The 19,763-nt window shown below is 41.1% G+C and carries 22 protein-coding genes and 1 tRNA gene; 11 read left to right on the forward strand and 12 right to left on the reverse strand.

Going from position 1 to position 19,763, the window contains the following annotated elements:
* Positions 1 to 119: 119 nt before the first annotated feature.
* Positions 120 to 779 carry a class I SAM-dependent methyltransferase gene (locus tag H6G92_RS09365; protein WP_190893090.1) on the reverse strand — a complete coding sequence of 220 codons (660 nt, stop codon included), beginning with the start codon at positions 777 to 779 and terminating at the stop codon, positions 120 to 122.
* 108 nt (positions 780 to 887) lie between these two features.
* Positions 888 to 2,252 carry an APC family permease gene (locus tag H6G92_RS09370; RefSeq protein ID WP_190893092.1) on the reverse strand — a complete coding sequence of 455 codons (1,365 nt, stop codon included), beginning with the start codon at positions 2,250 to 2,252 and terminating at the stop codon, positions 888 to 890.
* Between the two features lie 105 nt (positions 2,253 to 2,357).
* Here H6G92_RS09370 and H6G92_RS09375 point away from each other — a divergent pair, with 105 nt between their 5' ends.
* A complete protein-coding gene (locus tag H6G92_RS09375; RefSeq protein ID WP_190893094.1) occupies positions 2,358 to 2,495 on the forward strand; it encodes a hypothetical protein in 138 nt (45 codons plus the stop codon).
* Positions 2,496 to 2,967: 472 nt separating this feature from the next.
* Here H6G92_RS09375 and H6G92_RS09380 read toward each other — a convergent pair whose 3' ends face one another.
* Positions 2,968 to 3,396, reverse strand: coding sequence for a hypothetical protein (locus H6G92_RS09380; protein ID WP_190893096.1), 429 nt, complete (start codon positions 3,394 to 3,396; stop codon positions 2,968 to 2,970).
* Between the two features lie 1,101 nt (positions 3,397 to 4,497).
* Between H6G92_RS09380 and H6G92_RS09385 the strand changes: the two genes are divergently transcribed.
* Both H6G92_RS09385 and H6G92_RS09390 read left to right on the forward strand, forming a co-directional pair.
* Positions 4,498 to 5,139, forward strand: a complete 642-nt coding sequence (locus H6G92_RS09385; protein ID WP_190893098.1) for a hypothetical protein — start codon at positions 4,498 to 4,500, stop codon at positions 5,137 to 5,139.
* A 202-nt stretch (positions 5,140 to 5,341) separates the two neighbouring features.
* The gene (locus H6G92_RS09390) at positions 5,342 to 6,676 is read left to right on the forward strand and encodes a hypothetical protein (RefSeq protein ID WP_242059076.1); all 1,335 of its coding nucleotides are present in this window, start codon (positions 5,342 to 5,344) and stop codon (positions 6,674 to 6,676) included.
* 217 nt (positions 6,677 to 6,893) lie between these two features.
* Here H6G92_RS09390 and H6G92_RS09395 read toward each other — a convergent pair whose 3' ends face one another.
* A complete protein-coding gene (locus H6G92_RS09395) occupies positions 6,894 to 7,700 on the reverse strand; it encodes a superoxide dismutase (protein ID WP_277926731.1) in 807 nt (268 codons plus the stop codon).
* Between the two features lie 1,115 nt (positions 7,701 to 8,815).
* Between H6G92_RS09395 and H6G92_RS09400 the strand changes: the two genes are divergently transcribed.
* A complete protein-coding gene (locus tag H6G92_RS09400; protein ID WP_190893100.1) occupies positions 8,816 to 9,205 on the forward strand; it encodes a hypothetical protein in 390 nt (129 codons plus the stop codon).
* A gap of 262 nt (positions 9,206 to 9,467) precedes the next feature.
* Here the strand turns inward: H6G92_RS09400 and H6G92_RS09405 are convergent, their stop codons facing one another.
* Positions 9,468 to 9,833: a hypothetical protein gene (locus H6G92_RS09405; RefSeq protein ID WP_190893102.1), complete on the reverse strand. Its 366-nt coding sequence runs from the start codon at positions 9,831 to 9,833 to the stop codon at positions 9,468 to 9,470.
* A 15-nt stretch (positions 9,834 to 9,848) separates the two neighbouring features.
* Positions 9,849 to 10,781 carry a serine hydrolase gene (locus tag H6G92_RS09410; RefSeq protein ID WP_190893104.1) on the reverse strand — a complete coding sequence of 311 codons (933 nt, stop codon included), beginning with the start codon at positions 10,779 to 10,781 and terminating at the stop codon, positions 9,849 to 9,851.
* 10 nt (positions 10,782 to 10,791) lie between these two features.
* Between H6G92_RS09410 and H6G92_RS09415 the strand changes: the two genes are divergently transcribed.
* The 3 genes from H6G92_RS09415 (at position 10,792) to H6G92_RS09425 (ending at position 13,897) form a co-directional block, all read left to right on the forward strand.
* Positions 10,792 to 11,496, forward strand: coding sequence for a C40 family peptidase (locus H6G92_RS09415; protein ID WP_190893105.1), 705 nt, complete (start codon positions 10,792 to 10,794; stop codon positions 11,494 to 11,496).
* A gap of 14 nt (positions 11,497 to 11,510) precedes the next feature.
* Entirely contained in the window at positions 11,511 to 12,524 is a 1,014-nt protein-coding gene (locus tag H6G92_RS09420; protein ID WP_190893106.1) for a glycosyltransferase family 2 protein, read from the forward strand.
* Between the two features lie 119 nt (positions 12,525 to 12,643).
* Positions 12,644 to 13,897: an MFS transporter gene (locus H6G92_RS09425; RefSeq protein WP_190893107.1), complete on the forward strand. Its 1,254-nt coding sequence runs from the start codon at positions 12,644 to 12,646 to the stop codon at positions 13,895 to 13,897.
* Between the two features lie 38 nt (positions 13,898 to 13,935).
* Here the strand turns inward: H6G92_RS09425 and H6G92_RS09430 are convergent.
* Positions 13,936 to 14,009: transfer RNA gene (locus H6G92_RS09430), tRNA-Arg, on the reverse strand.
* 33 nt (positions 14,010 to 14,042) lie between these two features.
* On the opposite strand from H6G92_RS09430, the gene moaC reads away from it, so the two are divergent.
* Complete coding sequence (gene moaC / locus H6G92_RS09435; RefSeq protein WP_190893108.1) at positions 14,043 to 14,552, forward strand: cyclic pyranopterin monophosphate synthase MoaC; 510 nt, start codon at positions 14,043 to 14,045, stop codon at positions 14,550 to 14,552.
* A 5-nt stretch (positions 14,553 to 14,557) separates the two neighbouring features.
* On the opposite strand, the gene H6G92_RS09440 is transcribed toward moaC, so the two are convergent.
* On the reverse strand, positions 14,558 to 14,755 hold the full coding sequence (locus tag H6G92_RS09440) for a DUF2795 domain-containing protein (protein ID WP_190893109.1): 198 nt from the start codon (positions 14,753 to 14,755) through the stop codon (positions 14,558 to 14,560).
* A gap of 227 nt (positions 14,756 to 14,982) precedes the next feature.
* Between H6G92_RS09440 and H6G92_RS09445 the strand changes: the two genes are divergently transcribed.
* From H6G92_RS09445 to H6G92_RS09455, 3 genes are all read left to right on the forward strand, one after another.
* Positions 14,983 to 15,240: a hypothetical protein gene (locus H6G92_RS09445; protein WP_190893110.1), complete on the forward strand. Its 258-nt coding sequence runs from the start codon at positions 14,983 to 14,985 to the stop codon at positions 15,238 to 15,240.
* A gap of 119 nt (positions 15,241 to 15,359) precedes the next feature.
* Entirely contained in the window at positions 15,360 to 15,668 is a 309-nt protein-coding gene (locus H6G92_RS09450; RefSeq protein ID WP_190893111.1) for a DUF3181 family protein, read from the forward strand.
* A 280-nt stretch (positions 15,669 to 15,948) separates the two neighbouring features.
* Positions 15,949 to 16,164 carry an acetyltransferase gene (locus H6G92_RS09455; protein WP_190893112.1) on the forward strand — a complete coding sequence of 72 codons (216 nt, stop codon included), beginning with the start codon at positions 15,949 to 15,951 and terminating at the stop codon, positions 16,162 to 16,164.
* Between the two features lie 109 nt (positions 16,165 to 16,273).
* On the opposite strand, the gene H6G92_RS09460 is transcribed toward H6G92_RS09455, so the two are convergent.
* From H6G92_RS09460 to H6G92_RS09475, 4 genes are all read right to left on the reverse strand, one after another.
* Positions 16,274 to 16,756 carry an ABA4-like family protein gene (locus tag H6G92_RS09460; protein WP_190893113.1) on the reverse strand — a complete coding sequence of 161 codons (483 nt, stop codon included), beginning with the start codon at positions 16,754 to 16,756 and terminating at the stop codon, positions 16,274 to 16,276.
* 126 nt (positions 16,757 to 16,882) lie between these two features.
* Complete coding sequence (gene cobW / locus H6G92_RS09465; RefSeq protein WP_190893115.1) at positions 16,883 to 17,923, reverse strand: cobalamin biosynthesis protein CobW; 1,041 nt, start codon at positions 17,921 to 17,923, stop codon at positions 16,883 to 16,885.
* Between the two features lie 118 nt (positions 17,924 to 18,041).
* The gene (locus H6G92_RS09470) at positions 18,042 to 18,251 is read right to left on the reverse strand and encodes a hypothetical protein (RefSeq protein WP_190893117.1); all 210 of its coding nucleotides are present in this window, start codon (positions 18,249 to 18,251) and stop codon (positions 18,042 to 18,044) included.
* A 344-nt stretch (positions 18,252 to 18,595) separates the two neighbouring features.
* Positions 18,596 to 19,312: a biliverdin-producing heme oxygenase gene (locus H6G92_RS09475; RefSeq protein ID WP_190893119.1), complete on the reverse strand. Its 717-nt coding sequence runs from the start codon at positions 19,310 to 19,312 to the stop codon at positions 18,596 to 18,598.
* Between the last annotated feature and the right edge of the window lie 451 nt (positions 19,313 to 19,763).

Genomic DNA, 19,763 nt, shown 5'->3' on the forward strand with positions numbered 1-19,763 from the left:
AAAAGTCCTCTAAAACCTCACCCTGTCCTATCGGACATCCCTCTCCTTACTAAGGAGAGGGACAGGTTTTACACAAGCAAAACCAGGGTGAGGTATCTCAGGGGCAATAGTATTAGTCCCTAGCGCAAATTCGCTGGCACATTTTCAGGAACTACCCAGTAATAAATAGTTTTGCCCTCTACATTCAGCGTTTGCTGTGGTTTCCAATCGCCCATATCGAAGGCGTGGGAGACAATGCGAGTCCCAGGTTTGAGTTCACTCAATAGCTTGGGACGAAGTTTGGCGTTGACCTCTGGCAGTAAGTAAAGTGTAACTACTGTTGCTTCACTAAAGTCAGTGGTGAACAAATCTTGCTGGACAAACTTCACGCGATCAGTTACCCCTGCCTTTTGGGCATTTTCATTGGCTTCTTGGATACGTTCGGGATTAATATCTATGCCGACACCGCGCGTACCAAACTTTTGTGCCGCAGTATTGACAATTCTCCCATCACCACTACCAAGGTCGTAAAGCACATCATTCTTACCCACTTTTGCCACTTGCAACATTGCATCTACCACTGGCTGTGGTGTAGGTACATAGGGAACATCGCCGGGGCGCTCTTGTGGTTGAGTTGTGGGAGTTGTAGCAGCTGGTGTTTCGGTTTCGGTCTGACCAGTCAAAGTAGAAGGTTGTGTCCCGGCTTCTAAGTCTGTCCCTTGCGGTGTACACCCAGCAATTCCCAAGCTGGTAATACTAACCCCTGTAACCATTAGAAACAGAATTTTTTTGAAGTTCATGAATTTTCTCCTTGATTGAGTAGCTTGTGGTCAGTAGTTAGTAAAACAACTGACAGTCGTAAAATTTTGAATTGCTTTGGGTTGCACAATCCAAAATCCAAAATTGGATTAAGTCCTACGTTGGCGATAGTTATTCCAGAACAACACGGGGATACCTGCTGCTACAGCTAAAACACCTGCGACTGCTCCCACACCTGTATAAACCAAGCTGGAATAAAGCAGGTAACCGCAGACGGCACAAAAGAGTAATGGTGTGAAAGGGTAAAATGGCACACGGAATGGACGCACTATGTGGGGTTCACGGATTCGCAATACCAGCAGTGATATGCCCGAAAGCAAGAAGAAAAACCAAAATATTGGGGCGGTGTAATCCACCATTGTTTCAAAGCCTTTGCGGGTGAGCGTGCCTAAAAAAACCAGTGCTAAGGCGATCGCAGCTTGCAACAATAAGGCATAAGTAGGACTGCTTGGACGTTGTTGCCAGCGTCCCATAAAACCAAATAGCGAAAAATCCTGTCCCAGAGCAAAATTAGTACGTGCTCCGGTAAAGATTGTGGCGTTGGTTGCTCCTAAAGTAGCGATCGCAATCAATACACTAATGAACAAGGCTCCCGATTCGCCCCAAAGAGAGCGCATTAAATCTGCGGCTACTGCTTCTGACTGGGCCATGTTTGTTAATCCCAGTCCCCGCAGGTAAGCCAGATTGATCAGTAAGTAAATGGCAGTGATGATGCCAATACTCCACATTAGCGATCGCACTATATTACGTCGTCCATCTTGAATTTCTGCCGAGATGTAAGCGGCTTCATTCCAACCGCCGTAGGAAAGCAGCACAAACACCATCGCTAGCCCCCACGTTCCTGATGATGCAGATTCTACAGGGGCGGCAGTAGCAGAATTAGGAATGGCGGTAAGCCCAAGAATTACTACCAGCAACAAACCCAGAACTTTCGCAGCACTCAGCAAATTTTGCGTCCACTTACCCTGTTGTAAACCGATGATGTTCAAAGCAGTTAAAAGTGCGATCGCTATGGCTGCATAAATAGAAGACGAAAACGTTCCTAGCCGCCATATCTGAGAAACATAATCGCCAAAAACAAATGCCAACAGGGCAATAGAGCCAGTTTGAATTACTGTCATCCGCGCCCAGGCAAATAAAAAGGCGACTCTCCGCCCGAATGCACGTTTCAAATAATAGTAAGCACCACCAACATCGGGATAGACAGTTGCCAACTCTGCATAGCAAAGCGCTCCTACCAGAGATACCACACCACCAATTAGCCAAAAAAGCAGTACGGCAAAATCACTACCTGCTTGATTTGCCACTAAAGCCGGGGTTTGAAAAATCCCCGCCCCGATGACAATACCGACAATCAAAGCTACTGCATCTGGTAATGTCAGCGATGGCTTGGGTACTGCTACTTGATCTGTTGTTGTCTGCTGAAGCAAACTGTAGTCTTTACGTCTACTCACATTACTCCCTTATTAGTGTTGAGTGGGGACTCGCCGCTTTGTTTCATCTTTTTTTGCACTGTTTTACCTAATATCTCTATAGTTCAAAACAAATGTGACTCAAAAATGACAATCATCAGTGATATGTCTTCAAACGGTAATATCCATCTCGCCACGTTCAGATCAATCTCCCTAGAGCGATCGCTTCAATTTCTCTTGCTAGACAACATCTATGCTTGTCAGAACAATGGCAATTTAATCTGAAACAAGGAACCATGTCCCAGTTCGCTGTTAATTCCCCAATGTCCGCCTTTTACTCCGATTTTTATCAGAAGTATTTACATTGTTAGTTTGTATGAATTCTGGTAATAGGGTAGAAAATATTACTCAATAAAACGTCTTCCGTGAGTGGGATTTATAGTTATCTAAAGAATGATTGACTAATAGCAGGTAATCGTGCTTTGTTTTATCAAGCAGCTAGAGACAGTGATCGCTTAAAACTTCAGACTCAGTAGGGGTGCACATCTGTGCGCCCCTAATAAATAATTCAGAATTGAGCAACCTTTTGGTGGGGAGATTCACTTATCACCACTTTCTTATTGACCACTAAATATACATGTTAATTGAGGACTTAAACCCCTTGATTCATGAGCTTTTTCGTTCAAAAACATTCTGAATTCTGGCTTATAACTCCTGAATTATTTATTGATAAAAATATTTTGTTAGCCTTAATGCTTTAATATCTGCTACTGGGAAAAAGTAGAATATCTATTAATTCGCCCATGATCAAACCCAATACGGCTAGGACTGTTAAAATCCAAAATGAATCTAGCTTATTGAAACCAGCAAAACGCATTTCCAAATCAGCTAAAAGCGTAGTTGCTAGGGGTATGAGAAAAAGCCTTAATAATAACGACCAAGTTGCTACTAAAGCAATTGATATACTTAAAAATAATATAACAACTAAGGTTTGAGAGCCAAATTCAACTAAACGCTCTAACCAAGAAATACTTTTCCGCACTACAGCTATAACCATAGCAGCTACAAAAGCTCCTACCAACCAAATAATATGATGAGCAGCAAGATACCATCCCAGGAGAGTGTAAGCCAACCATAGTAATACTAAAGGCATCAAAGGAATCCTGTCAAAAAATTCCACATTCATACTGCCAAAGCTTATAAAAATACCGAGTTGATAGTTGATATCTTAATTATAGTCAAACTTGTTAACACCCTAATTTCTAAATATACTAACTTTGCTCAGGATATTCCTCTATCTACAGAACAGATTTAAGGACATCCTCTTTGGTCGTGACAATATATAGATTCGGGAATCTGAGCCTTAGATGCCTATAAGGTCTATAGCAACAACAGCTTGTTAACTTGTAAATTTTATACCTAGTAATCTAATCTAACTTGGTTTGATGCGATCGCTTGTAGCTTAAAGATCAGACAATCACACTTATCCTGCAATCACAATATATTAGTTGTACGTATATCAATTCAAAAAACAGTTACATTTAAAATAAGTATTTGCTATTTTCAGAACAAGAGTACTAGATTTGAAAATACTAGGATGTATAAGCAAATTGATTTTGACTCTCAGCTATTTGCCATGAAATTTAATAAAGAGGTGGTTACAATTCACTGTGTACAACTTTGACAACTGTCCACAATACTGTTGCATGTCTCAAGCTCATGGTAATATTATTTTACTGTCAGGAGATATTATTTTATACATTAAATTGTAACCATGCTGAAACAGCTAGTTAGGTGTGCTACCTCCAAAAAACAAAAAATTATTCAACCCACCCAGAAAATCAACAAAAGCACCAAGGTGCAAAGCACAGAGCTTTTGAAAGTCTGCTTATATAAGATACTAAAGAGCTAAAAAAGCCCTTTTTTAGGAACCATTACAGCCAGCTAAGAAGGCATAAAAACCTCATAAAATGGCAAAAAATTAGACAAGAGTAAATAGACAATTATTGACGCGATGTCAATTGCTTTTTGTATATGTAAAAATATCAAAAAGCTAAATTTATGTTGCCAATAAAAAATTGAAATTGTGTGTTTTATTTAGATATTGATAGTTTTTGTACTTAGTTACCCATATATCAAAGTCCTATTTGATGGGTGAAAACTTAAGCTACCTTCGACCAAATGAGGCAAACACTTAAATTGAACAAACGATTTAAGACTGCTAAATCAATCCTGATTTAGTAACGACTGGATTATTAACAACGTAAGCAAGAGTAACAGGAAAAACATGAATATCATTGTTCGTTTGTTTGGAGCAATCGTTCTTCAAATATCTGCGTTCGCTGCGATGTCTAGTATGGCAATGTCTGACGACAAGCCCTTACGTGTCTATACCCAGGAAACTCCTGCTGTTTCTGAAGGGAAAACAACACAGAGGATTTGCTCTTTAGATCCGATTGAGGATTTATTACCTCCACCACAAACCAAGGCAAGTAATACTTTGCTTTCTTACCTTGCTGAACAGGGTTTTACACAGAATCAAGAAGGCTCTTGGGTGTGTTATGCGAACGATCCTAAAAAAGAAGGGCGTTACTTTACCCTCTTTAAGGTTAAACAAGTTGATGGCAGGCTCATAGCAAGTTCTTTCCTAGATGAGGGCAATCTGATTCAGGGACAGGAAAATCGTAGTTTGGACTTCTTTATGATGCTGATTAAGCGTCATATGAATACTAGTCAAGAAAACCGTCAAGGTATACGTAGGTATTTAGAAGCCTTTGTTTCCTTAGTAAAGGAAGGGAAGATCAAACCCACACGTCGTGGGTTTCTTTTCGACCAACCAAACCGGGCATTGGTCTTATATCACACACTCTCATCAGGAAATCTCAAAGGTACCGGAATCACGATCAACATTTATTTACCTAAGAGTTGAACTTGTGACTGGGGAGTTGGGAATGAATTTTCTCCCAATCCCCAATCCATATTGACCAAGGAGAGGAACGCTGTTTACAGACTCGATGAGTCTGCCCTATCGTTGCGACTCGTTGAATTTATAGAGCTATTAATATCGACCCTACGGACTGAAACTAGGGACGTGAACTAATGAAATTGCTGTCATTTAGTGGAGGTGCATCTTGCCTAAATCAATCGTTCAAAGAATTGCGATGCCGAAAGGGGTTCGCTTTGCGACCATCTTATTCTCATCTGTTGCAGTAGTACTCACTACGTGTCAGTCTGCTTTTGCACAGCTCAATATTGGACGCTATGGTATTCAACAAGGACTGGAGTATGAGTATCTCCAGTACCAAATCAATAACCAGAATCTGAGCCAGATGCGAGTTATTCCTGCATGTGATGTTGGATTTGGTCTGACCTGCAATAAAACTGGATCGGTAATCCAGCGATTACTAGATTTAAACGGTGGAGCTAGCTATCAAAACCTCCTGATACGAGCAGCTGGTGGGGAGAAAAACTTCCAGAATTTCGCTAGCTTTTACGGTAACAATCCCAATCTCTCTGCGGTGCCTTTCGCCTCGTTTTGGAGAAACGGATCGGCTGCAATCATGGATGAATCTCAATACCTTCTTGGACAACGTTTTGGTCGTAACCCAGTAGAAGGACTCGGACTTGTAACCAAGCAGTTCTACTGGTCACCATACTCAGAAGCCAATAAATCGGTCAGCCTGCGTAATGGATTACTAGACTTGAAATTGTCATATGGACGACTGCTCTTTGAGGAGGCCTCAAAAATTTCCAACATTAAAGAGCAGATTAAGTCTCTAGGTCTGTCGCCAGAAATGACAAATTTTTATTTAGATAAAATCTCAACAGGCTTGGATGCGTTGAGTTCTGGAGATCGGAACCAACTCCAACAGAGGATTTTTGAAGTACTATCCTTTCCATACTCCGAAGATGGTGGGGAACTCGGACGCCCCAATAACGCAATTCCACAAGAATTTAGTCAGCTTTTGGGAGAAGATGTCCCAGGAGATATGTTGCTGAGTGGTAATCCGGTAGCGTTGGACGCAGAAGCAATAAGTCTCGATACTTTTCCTGGCTCTGTAGGAGATGTTTTGGTACAAGACAGTCCTGATTTTCCAATCTGGCCAATAGTCGGAGTTGGGGTTCTTGGTTTAGTTCTGCTTCTACTACTGGATGGCGATAGTTCTTCATCTCAAGCATCTGTTCCTCCGACAGATACACCTACACCACCTACACCTTTGTCTCTCACCAGCAAAGGCGAATGCGATCTGACTCCTAGTGGTAATGGTTCTGATCACACACAGATTATTGAGATTCCGTGTAATCTTACTCCTAAAACTCCTACGGAAGTAAAGAAGGTAGTGGAGCCATCAATTATCAAAGCGCTTGTATTGCTAATTGTTATACTATGTATAGTTCGTTACAAACATCGGTCTCTAAAAATTCGTAATGACGCTCGAATACTCGCTAACGCTACGCTAACGTAATTCTTACATTCTTACAGCAGCTTTCATTTATTTCAGGGCTTACGGAACTGGCACATATATTTTCTGTGATGGGAACCAAGAACGGAGCCGGAGACGCTCCGCTCTGGACAACCTTTACTCAGAAAGAAATATGACGCTTGTGTAAGTCTTAGTATTGTTAACGAGACTGTTGTGACGAAAGTTGCGTTAGCGTTCGCGGAGCGTCTCGTAGAGAAGCTTACCGTTCGCGTAGCGTTCCCAAGGAAAGGTTTCGCCTGTTAATCTGCGGCCAATTCACTACATTCCACCAATTATTTAAATACTCAGCCCGACGGTTGCGATATTTTAGGTAATAAGCATGTTCCCATAGATCATTACCCATAATCGGATATAATCCGTCGGTAATCGGGTTATCCTGATTTGCTGTGGTCACAATCTGGAGTTGATTTTGAGGATTGCGTACTAGCCAAACCCAGCCACTACCGAAACGAGCGGCACCTGCTGCGTTAAACTGTTTTTTAAAGGCATCAAAACTGCCAAAAGTTTGGTTAATTTCTTGAGCGATCGCTCCGGATGGTTGTCCACCACCTTCGGGACTCATAAGTTGCCAAAAAATTGTGTGGTTGAGGTGACCACCACCGTTATTACGTACCTTTGCCCGAATATTTTCAGGTACGCTGTTCAAATCCACTAGTAAAGCTTCAACACTTCTTTTTTGTAAATCTGGATACTGCTTCAATGCATCATTCAAGTTATTGACGTAGCTAGCGTGGTGTGCATCATGATGCAATTTCATCGTTTCAGCATCAATAGCTTTTCCTAGCGCTCCATAAGCATAAGGCAATGGTGGTAGCTGTGCGGGAGAAGCACTTAGTGACCTATTAGGATAAGCTACAGGAGGAAATGACCTAGCAGCCGTTGGTGTTGGTGTTGGTGTAGAAGATTGTGCCTCAGCTATTAGTACTGGTTCATAAGAAATTACCAGAATTGTTAGCAAAATTGTTGTCAAGAAAAAGACTATCCTTTCTCGCCAAACCCTTATCATAAATTGTATCCTCTAAATCAATAATATTTGGCTTGTAATCTGTTCATGTACTGTTGTTTTGCAGCCCAATCAAGCCAAATATATTTTACCTTAGCTGTCAAGTAATTCGAGCAAAAATACTCAATATAAGAGAATTAATCACTGCCAATGCTTGGGGTCATTTACACGCACTTCAAAAGCCCTATATTCAGTGAAAACCCTCTACTAGATAAGCTCCCAATGCAAAAATAATTCATTCAAAAGTTTTGTAATAAATATAGCTTAAAAGTAATATAGCTTTAATGTCTAAAAGTTTTAGAGAATATTTTTCCATATATTCTAACATAAAAGTATCTAGTTTTAAGGACATTCTGTAATTTATTCCCTAGGGTATATAACTTAAAATGACAAGCAAAACTCTTGACAGATATAGCTGAAGTTTTATTTTGCTAAACCTATAATTAAAACCTTGTAAACATTAAAAATTGAATTACTGACAAATGTGTAGTGATTTTGAGTTAATTAAAATACAGAACATTGAAGAAGTCATAATCAATACACTCTCCACGAGAGGCTCTTGCTAGCTTGCTTCTTTGCAATGGTAAGTAGACTCGCTACCACTCGATACCAGTGGTGACCAATGATAGCGATACGAGAAAACGAATCTACACTCCTAGCTAGCGGAAAGCAAGTAGCAAGAGTATCTCGTAGAGGTGTATTGAAGAACACTAAATCAAAGATTTAGTGGAGGTGTAAAAATGCTTTTGTATTCAGGTGTTTGCAGACTTGCTACCCCTATTCAAATTTTGATTCATGCCCAATCTTGACTCTTGAATTAGGAATTATTTATGGATAAACCTAATCTATAAGTTCATTGTTCTCCAATAATTGTTGATATCTACATCTAGAATATAGACGATTTTTAGATTTGAAATAATCAATGTAAAATCAAATCTTATTTCTAAAATTTTGCTAAATTACTTTCTAAAAAAATGTCTATATGTTCCAAAGTCAAGAGTGCTATCACCCTAAATTGTATGAAACGCTAATAGGTCGGAACTTTTTTCAAATATCTAGTTAGTTACCCCGCTATCACAAATAAAAACACTAAAGACATATAGCAAAAGGTAAATAATATGTATCACGATCAAATGTTACCAAAAACTGTAGTAGCCAATAGTAATTTACATCAAGTAATTGTGAGTGAGGCACAAAAGAATCAATCACAAACGCATGAATTAACTATTACTGATATAGCAATATCTTTATCTCCTGTTGGTTTTATAATTAGTTGGATAGCTTTTTTCGTAATTTTGCGAAAAATCCGAGCGCTTTTAGATGATAAAATGGTGTTTTCCATTAAAGGTATACACAAACTTCCCTGTAAAAACTGTCGTTTTTATTCCAATAACCATTATCTAAAATGTGCCGTAAATCCTTCTATTGTTCTTACGGAAGAAGCAGTTAATTGCTCTGAATACTCACCTGGCAAGAAAAATTTTCCCTCACAAAGTCCCTTTGACTAGGAATAATAATTATCAATCTGATGCCCTAAAGTTTTGTACTCTCCCGTATGTGGGCTTAGTGGTCGCATTTCTGATTTTGCCGCTCTTTTTACCTCTGCTAGATCATAATTTTTCTGCCATTATTCTAAGAGGATGTTTGAAAAGTCCCTAGTAATGTATTAAATACTTTTAGATCCCCCTAAATCCCCCTTAAAAAGGGGGACTTTGATTCCGGCTCCCCCCTTTTTAAGGGGGGCTAGGGGGGATCTCTGAGTACCTAAAATCACAGCCAACCACTTTTCAAACAACCTCTAAGATGTTTGGTTTCATCCTCTTTAGAATTTGCCAACAGTCTCATAGAATTCGCGGCTACACAAACAGGAGCTACACCTCCGTAAGCTGAGAGAAAATAAAGCTTTTGTAAACCGCGTGGTGCGCGTTGGCGTTCGCGCAGCGTGTCGTAGACAAGCCTCTCGTAGAGAAGCGTCTCGCAGAGAAGCACAGCGCAGTGGGTTTTGCCTGTGTAGACGCGGTTTCTAACCGCCTTTTTTAAGGTTAAGTTGGCTCGAACCCTCATTAATGAGTGGTTGAACTCCGTAAAAGTTACTTGTTTAGCAAACCCCAAAGGAAGAAATAGGTATTCTTGCAATGCGATAAGAGTAGATCATAGACTAGCGATCGCATCGGCAATTAGCCCAGAAACAAAGGGCAAAATAGCCTGACTCTTAGCTTGGGCTTTGCCTTCAGTAAATACCACTAAGAGGTAAGGACGCTGTTCTGGTAACTCAATATACGCGGCATCATGGCGAACTTGACTTGTCCAACCTGCCTTTGACCAAATTTGAGCATTTTCAGTCAGTCCACCACCTAAAAAACCTGTCACCTGATTTTCCTCAGTGTCAGTGGGCAAATCGTTGAGAGTCCGTTTGAGCAAAGCCATCATTGCTTGCGATCGCACACTGGAAACCGCCACTCCACCGACAATACTATGCAGTAACCTAGCGATCGCATTTGTTGTTACCATATTACGATTTTCCAGTAACTCTCCCACAAACGCCCGTTCCCGTCCATAGGGACCATCACCCCAAGTTTTTTGGCAGACGTTAATCGTCTCCATTTCTTCCCAACCCAAAGATTGGTAATAGCGGTTAACAATATTACGCTGATATTTCCAGGTTTCAAAGGGCCCGGTTGGTAATTCTGGCCCTGAGGTGGTACCGCTCAAAATATCCACAACCAAGCTGGTAGCATCATTACTAGAATCAACAATCATATCTCGCAAGGCTCGCTCCAACTCCTTGGAGGTTTGACTCATGCCTTTTTCTAGCCATTCATTTACCGCCACCAAGTAAAATAGCTTGACTACACTGGCGGGATAAATCCGCTCAACACCGCGATAAGTAAAACCACGGACTGGGTGATCCCAAAAAGCCTTGGGAGTCAACGCCCCACCAGTATTTACTAGCACTGGTGGATCGTAAACCACCCAAGTCAGGGCAATTTGATTTCGGGCTAAAGTCGGAAATGCTGCCCAAGTTGCATCTAAAATGCCATTACCAAGATTTTCGAGTTGTTCGTCTTTATTAAAAAAAATCATTCTCTAAATAATGTCCTTTAATCTAAAATCCAAAATCCAAAATCCAAAATCAGGGGAGTATGAGTGTTTAGCTGACCTGAATGTATATGATTCTCCTGAATGTACACGCTTGGCAACTCAAGCCGCATCTGGGCGGCATTTGTGGGTAACATCAAATCATCAAAATTCAGCGGTTGAGGTGTATTTATGTGAAGATGACTATCCGGGATGGGTATCCTTTTCAGATTTTGATTCATTACAATCTGCTACTGTACATTATCAGGCTGCAACATTTTCTGAATCTGAGATTCAAAAATTGCTAGCAGAGGTCATCGCCTTTACCCAAAAAGCGATGCAACAATCCAATTATTACCTTTGGGGTGGTACGGTTGGGCCAAATTATGACTGTTCGGGGTTGATGCAGGCGGCATTTGCTTCTGTGGGTATTTGGTTACCTAGAGATGCCTATCAACAAGAAGGATTCACTCAACCAGTTACTATTGCAGAATTAACAGCCGGAGATCTAGTATTTTTTGGAACTAGCCAAAAAGCAACTCATGTCGCGCTTTATTTGGCGGATGGTTATTACATTCATAGTTCTGGGAAAGATCAGGGACGGGATGGGATTGGGATTGATATTCTCTCGGAACAGGGAGATGCTGTTAGTCAGTCCTACTATCAGCAGCTGCGGGGTGCTGGTAGAGTTATCAAGAGTTACGAACCACAGAGACGCTGAGGGCGCACAGGTATATGAGGAGTGGGAAGATTTATCAAGGGTTGAGTGAAGAGAATGGGGCGATTTCAGCTATTGTCCCAGATGTTTCAGTGGTAGTGCCGATACATGACGAGGTGGAAAGTTTGCCGCTTTTACTAGAAGCGATCGCATCTACTTTTTCTTCTAGTCAGGTAAATTATGAAATCATCTGTGTAGATGATGGTTCTACAGATGGTTCCGGGGATTTACTTAAGAAAGAAGCGCAAATCCGCACTGATTTAAAGGCGGTGATTTTGCGTCGCAACTACGGACAAACTGCGGCGATGGCTGCTGGATTTTACTATGCAGTCGGGAAAGCGATTGTTACTTTAGATGCTGATCTCCAGAATGACCCAGCTGATATCCCCCTGTTATTAGCAAAGCTGGATGAGGGTTACGATTTGGTGAGCGGTTGGCGGCAAAAACGCCAAGATGGTGCCGTAAATCGGTTACTCCCTTCCAAAATTGCCAATTGGCTAATTCGCCGTACTACTAGCGTGAATATTCATGACTATGGCTGTTCTCTGAAAGCCTATCGTGCAGAATTGTTGGCAGATATGAACCTCTACGGCGAACTACACCGATTTTTACCAGCTTTGGCGTACATCGAAGGAGCTAGAATTACCGAAATACCCGTGCGTCATCACGCCCGTCGCTTTGGTCGTAGTAAATATGGGATTTGGCGGACATTCCGGGTGTTGATGGATTTGTTAACAATTCTGTTTATGAAAAAATTCCTCACCCGTCCAATGCACGTTTTTGGGCTGTTGGGCTTGATTTCAATGGTTTCGGGGACGGGGATCGGAATTTACTTGACTTTCGTCAAATTGGCTTTAGGTGAAATGATTGGCAATCGCCCTTTGCTAATTTTGGCAGTTCTCCTGCTAGTAACTGGAGTACAGTTGTTTTGCTTTGGCCTTTTGGCAGAATTACTCATGCGTACATACCATGAATCCCAAGGGCGGCCTATCTATCGCGTGCGAGAAGTAGTAGCAAAAAAGGTTAAGTAACGTAACAATAGTAATGATTAGTCATTAGTCATTAGTCATTGGTCATTAGTAAATAGTTAAGAGTAAATACTTGGTTGACTCTATACAAATGACAAAAAACTCATTAAGTTGCATCTACCTTGAAAGCATTTAATACCTTTGATACCGAACTGCGGCGCAACCTGCTGATTTTATTTACAGCAGGTTTATTATTCTGGTCAAGCATGTCTTCGCTTTTACCAACGCTACCGCTTTATATCGATGATGTAGGCGCAAGTAAGCAAGAAATTGGGATTGTGATGGGCAGTTTCGCCATTGGGTTATTGCTATCTCGCCCGACGCTGGGACGGTTAGCCGATGAACGTGGTCGAAAAATTACCTTGTTGATTGGTACGATAGTAGCTGCGATCGCACCCTTTGGTTACTTGGCAACCCAATCAATTGGGCTATTGATCTTAGTGCGAATTTTTCACGGCATTAGCATTGCCGCTTTTACCACTGGCTACAGTGCCTTAATCGCAGATTTAGCTCCTACCGAAACTCGTGGTGAAATTATTGGTTACATGAGTCTGACAACTCCCCTTGGTTTAGCAATTGGCCCTGCCTTGGGAGGGTATATAGAAGCTACTAGTGGTTACGGGATATTATTTCTGTTATCTGCTGAATTGGGTTTTTTCGCCCTCTTGGGGATTGTACAAGTCACTAATCCGCCAGTGCAGGCGCGTGAGCAAACTGAGGAAAAGGATCGCAACTTCTGGCAAATTTTAGCTAGTCCACAGGTGAGAATTCCAACGATAGTTATGTTGTTGGTTGGTTTGTCTCTCGGTGCTGTACATACTTTTGTTTCATTATTCCTCAAATCCACTGATGTAGACTTCAATGGCGGGCTGTTTTTTACAGCTGCGGCAATTTCTAGTTTTTGTATTAGAGTGTTTGCTGGGAAGGCAAGCGATCGCTTTGGTCGTGGCTTATTTATTACCTTTGGTATTTTTTGCTATGTTTTAGCGTTAATACTGCTGTGGCAGGCTGACAGTGCGATGTTTTTCTTACTGGCTGCGATCGTTGAAGGTGCTGGTGGTGGTACACTCATCTCGATGATGATCACAATGATGGCAGACCGCTCACAGCCACAAGAACGGGGTCAAATTTTTGCTATATGTGTAGCTGGGCTTGACCTGGGAATTGCGATCGCTGCTCCTCTTCTGGGTACCATCGCAGAACTTGTAGGCTACCGCGATATGTTTGGCTATGGTGCTGCGATCACTTCTTTTGCACTTGTCGTCTTCCTCACCCAGTCGAGCAAAGACCTATCCAACTCCCTGCGCTTTGCATTAGGTCGCGCTCCTGATGCTTATGCCTTGAACAACTTAAAAGTTAGGAGTGAGGAAATTTAATTTCTCACTCCTAACTTTTAACTCTTAGCCTTGTAAAACGGGCGAGGAGGGATTCGAACCCCCGACACCGTGGTCCGTAGCCACGTGCTCTAGTCCACTGAGCTACACGCCCTCACCGACAATCTATATTAACACTTCTAATTAAATGACGCAAGAGAATTTTCCATCTAATTTTGCCAACTTAACCCATTTAGATCATCAAGGACAGGCGCAGATGGTAGATGTGTCTGATAAAGCACCCACCATCCGCCAAGCAGTAGCCGCTGCCAATGTGCGGATGTTGCCAGCTACCTTCGCTGCCATTCAAGCTGGAAACGTGCCAAAGGGCGATGTGTTGGCAACTGCAAGATTGGCTGGGATTATGGCAGCCAAGCAAACAGCCAGTTTAATTCCTCTGTGTCATCCCTTGCCTTTGCAAAAAATTGCAGTCGAGATTATACCCGCTCCGCAACTACCTGGTTATCAAATTCAAGCCATAGTCAAAACCAAAGCTGAAACTGGTGTAGAGATGGAAGCCTTAACTGCCGTTTCTGTGGCGGCCCTGACTTTATACGATATGGCAAAGGCTTTAGAAAAGTCGATTCAAATTGAATCAATTCGTTTAATCAGTAAGAGTGGCGGGAAATCAGGAGATTATTCCCCGCCAGAGCAATAAGCTAGCTACTGTATCCCACCTATAGCTTTGTTGAGATCGGTTGGGCTTTCAAACTCTTCATCTTCTGGCAGTTTCTCTAACAGAGATATAATCCCCTTATCTGCTCCTTGCTTTTTAGCGTGCTTAATCAAATCTTGCTTATTCGCGGGATAGTCAACACCTTTCAAGTGTTTTTGTATTTCAACTGGGTTTGCCTTAGCCATTTTCATCCCCTCTAAAGGTTCTTTCCATCTTCACAAGTGGATGTATTTGCTCCCTCTATCAAAAAGATGAATCATTTTTAACTGAGAAAGATCAAAAGGTCATCCACCAGGTTGATGAATTATCTTTGGGGAATGGGACATTGGAGAAGTTCTAGTAGTCTAATAGCAACCACCGCCCCAAAAACCTTAGAATGAATAGGGTGTATTTAAATCTGTAACAAATATTTATGCCTCCTCGTTGGCCTCGCAAACCCGATCGCAAAGACCCTGATTACCGCAAGATCGATGACCGGATGAATTTTGCTGTGCATGTGGCGATCGCTGCTACTATTAATTCTGGCTTGTGGTTTTTCCACATTTTGAAAGGCACTACCTGGGAGTGGCTGCCGTGGGTAACTGCAAGTTGGACAGGAATAGTGTTGGTGCATCTAATTTATATTAGTGCGATCGCCAACTACACCGAAACTCCACCAAAATCCACCTGAAGACGGACTGCTGATGCTGGGGCGATTGTAACCTGTGGTAGTAGAATCAGCTTGTTAAGTGAGCGATAATGTAAAAAAGCCTGAGATTTTACGCTCTTTCTTAATATAGGGTTATTTTTATGGCTAAGACTAACACCACAGAACTACTAGAAGCCCTAGCAGCTGAAATTGGCGAAAGCGTCTACATAGACGTTGCGAAATGGCATCTTTATTTATCTAATGCCAAACTCCATACAGTTGTTGCCGAGCAACTGTATCCCTTAATTACTTCCAATGCTGTAAATGAAGACCGAGTTTTAGAAGTATTGGGATCGATTCCAGTAAAAATTGGCGGCGGTAGACGCGAAGTTCCTTTAATCGATTTACTACCCCTGCAATGCCAAGTCACCTTAGTAGATATTTTGGAGAAATATCAACGCGAAATCTAATCGCTAAAAGCAAGATTATTTGAATTAAACAATTTTCTCGGTCAGCATTGCCTAATTCGATTTGAGATGCTGAATTGAGGGTTTGTTCGCTGTTTCAATTTTATAAAAATAAAAACCACAGATACACACAGATGAATCTTTTTAAATTTATGTGTGCATCAGCGGTAAAAATTTCCTTTAACAATTAAGGAATCTCAGCCTTATAAATCGGTTGAGATATGAGTGAGTTGATATTAAGACTCTCTCAGAACTTTCATGCAAACTTATTGGAGCAATTTACATGCTTTTACAAGTCAAAGATAGTGGCGAATTGGTAAAAATTGTTGAAATTCAGGAATTACTTGACCCGAATACTGATGTTGTTCATGCAAAAGACCAAGAAGGTCAAGAAGAACAGCAATCGGATACTTTTAAAAAAGAAAATCTCGTTTTTCCTTCAGGTGAAGTTCTACCACGCTGTTGGTTAGATGCTGACTATAGACACGACAACGCTTAATTGATTTTAGAATCAGGTAATTGGTAATGGAAATAAACTGATTATCCATTATCAATTTACCTAGCAAGAGGAATAAGTGGTAGGGGGGCACAGCCATGCGCCCCTACTATTATGTTCCAGATGATGATGCAGCGTTTTCTCCTACCGTCGCCGTTTCATTCTGCTGAGACTTCGGGAAAAATGCCTTAGCAATCCAGTCAGTCAAGATGTGAGATAGTAATCCTAAAGGCCCAGCAAACAAACACAAAGACAGGGAATGAATTGTCCAAATACCTGTTTTTTGCCCTTCCCAATAAATCCAGCGGCCGACAAATAAATCCATCACTAAAAAATGAATCCAACCCGTTGCAGCAGCCGTTTCATCTGCAAAAAATCGCGCAATATCAGCTAATTGTGGATTCGATAAAGCTTGGGCATTTTCTGGCGTAATGCTATTGACAAATAAATACAAATACGCTCCAGCTAACACCACAAAAGGCAAATATGATGACATTATCTGCCGTGTAACTTTCCAATTTGGCAATAAAATCATCAATGCCCAAAAAGGTAAAACGAAAAGATTTGCGACGTTAAATAGTTGAGATATCGTCATAATTTTGTCAATTGAAAGATTTTCAGTTATTGTTGTTTTCTGCTTTGAATTAACTAGTTATTCATAACTCGTAACTTCAAAATATAGATCCCCAACTTCTTAAAAAAGTCGGGGATCTGGGTATACTTATAAAGCTACAAGTTGTGATTCGATTTCTGAAGACTTCAAATCACGACCGATGAAAACTAAGCGGGTTTGCCTGGTCTCTTCTGGTTTCCAGGGGCGATCGTAAAATTTATCAAATCGGGTTCCCACGCCCTGCATCACTAGGCGCATGGATTTATTTGGCACTGCCACAAAGCCTTTAATCCGGTAAATTTCTTGTTGTTGTGCTAATTTTTCTAATTGCTGTTGCAGCTTTTCTGGGTCAAAGGTACGATCCAAAATTACATGAGTTGAGGTAATCTCTTCATCGTGATTGTGGTCTTCTTCAGTATCGTGATGACTGGGACGAGAATCTAAATTGTCTTCGACTGCGGCTTTAAATCCTAATAATATAGATGCGTCTAGTTGAGAAAGATCGCTCTCGACAATCTTCACTACTCTGGGCAATTCTTGCTTAATCAATTCCTCAACTCTGGCTTTTGTCTCGGCATCTACCAAGTCAATTTTATTCAACACCACTAAGTCTGCACAAGCAAGTTGGTCTTCAAACAGTTCTTGCAAAGGTGTTTCGTGTTCTAGATTATCATCTGCTTGTCGCTGGGCTGCGATCGCTTCTGGATCACTAGCAAATGTCCCTGCTGCTACCGCCGCACAATCTACCACGGTAATTACAGCATCCACAGTGGCGGCGTTGCGAATTTCTTGCCAGCGAAAAGCCTTTATCAGTGGTTTTGGTAAGGCTAAACCAGAGGTTTCAATCAAAATGCAGTCGATGCTATCTCGCCGCTTGATTAACTCTTGCATTGTTGGGTAAAACTCTTCCTGCACGGTGCAGCATAAGCAGCCGTTGGTTAATTCAAATATATTAGTGTCGCCCTCACCATCTTCTGGGCAAATTTGACAGGATTTTAACAATTCGCCATCAATACCGAGTTCGCCAAATTCATTGACTAAAACGGCAATGCGGCGTCCTTGGTTGTTTTGTAGCAAGTGGCGAATTAGGCTGGTTTTTCCACTACCTAAGAAGCCTGTAATTACTGTGACAGGAATTTTCGTAGCCATATTTTTGCCTGATTTACTCAGTATGAGAAGTTTTACAAGTTACAAACTTAAATACTGAGATTAAGCTTGGTGTGAAGATTGACTTAGTTATTTTAAGCTGAAAGTCTCTCGTTCCTTGTTATGGATACATTATTTTTGCACCCATCCATAGACAAAAAACCCCACCTGCTACTCCTATATAAGTAGGTATCAAACCAAGGATTCCATTTTCCGGGCGATGAGTTATTAGTGCTGCATGGCTTAAAATTGCGCCTACTATAACTAAAGTCCCACCTCTGATTGCATTCGTCAATTGATTTACAGCTTTGACCAATTCTTGATCGTTCATAGATCCCTTATCTTCATTTAACTATTAGGTGATGGTAACTGCGAGAATTTAGGTTATGAGAAGTGGTTTTTTTCCTTCCTATTGCTGCCGCATTAAACAAGTTGTAATAGCTCCGTTTTGACTCGTAAGTTATATCAAATCAGATTCCTATATCTCAAAAATAATTGAGGGGCAATCTCCCCATGCTTGCTTTCACGTAGGAAAAGCAGTCACAGGGCTATTGCCCCTAAATATTTTAAGCGTTTTTAGCGATCCCTCTTTCCCCAGAAACACTTATGAATTATCGTTCATCAAGCTATCTGGACTTATGATTCTATACACCATACTCCGCAATCTCAACACAGTTACTCAGCTGTGACTAGTTCAGTACTACCGCGTGTACGACGCCGTGTGAGGCTATTGTAAAGCATTACACCAATCGCCTTGATCAAATTACCTTCCAATTCCTGGAACATCTTCATGTTCGTGCCAAAGGCGGCGTTAGCTTCCTCAACGATGCGATCGGTTGTAGCATCATCAAGGGGTAATTCATCCAAATTTTGCCGATATTTCGCTTTGAATGCCTTCTCATCAGGAATTTCTGGAAACTCATAAAAGGCTGTTCCTTGCCCATCAGACAAATTCATCGCCGTTACAGCAATATTTTTGAGAATTTGTCCCCCAGATAAGTCACCCAAGTAACGAGTATATGAATGAGCGATTAACAGTTCCGGTTCTGTGGCAGATATTTCTCGGATGCGCTTTACGTAAGCTTCGCCTGCGGGAGATAGTTTGATTTGCTCTCTCCAGTTAGCACCAAAGTAATAACTTAGGTCTTGCTCTAAGGTATACTTGCGATTTAGCTGGGGAAAGTTAATTTTAGAAAGAATTGGATGCTGGCTATGCTTTTCCATTTCCTCTTCCATCGCTGAGTAGACGAAGTAGAAGTTAGCAACTAGTTTCCGGTAAGAGTTTTTCTCGACTACTCCTCTTAAAAAGCACTTGACAAAACCTACATTTTCTGCCATTGTGTGGGCTTTCTTAGTGCCTACACGTAATTTGGTTGCTAAATTGCTGCTCATGCTAAATTTCTCAACTTTAAAAAGTTAACTGCCGGAGTTTTAATTCACTAACGGCTAAAAAAGCCATTAAAACGTTACCTTAAAACTATTTGATGAGAATTTATATTAAAATTTTTTAAGTCGCGAGGATTTTGTAGTTTTTTACACAGTAACTAGGCTCATGGAATATAACTTTACATTCCGGTATTTTAATTTTTCGTTGTTATTAGCTAAATTTCGCCTTCCTTCTCAGCTTTACTGAAAACATTTTTTATAAAACAAAGGTAATATTTATTACGACTTATTCTGAGTGAGTAACATTGCAAAGTGTGAACTAATACAGATAATCAAGACTAAGGTTGAGGGCATAGAAGGAATAATTAGCTAAAATGTGGACACTTTACTGATAACGTAAAAACCAATATTGACTTCATGAAATATTTACAATCAAAGAGGCATGAGTTCAGTATTA

Source organism: Nostoc foliaceum FACHB-393, from assembly GCF_014698505.1.
Taxonomy (GTDB): Bacteria; Cyanobacteriota; Cyanobacteriia; order Cyanobacteriales; family Nostocaceae; genus Nostoc; species Nostoc foliaceum_A.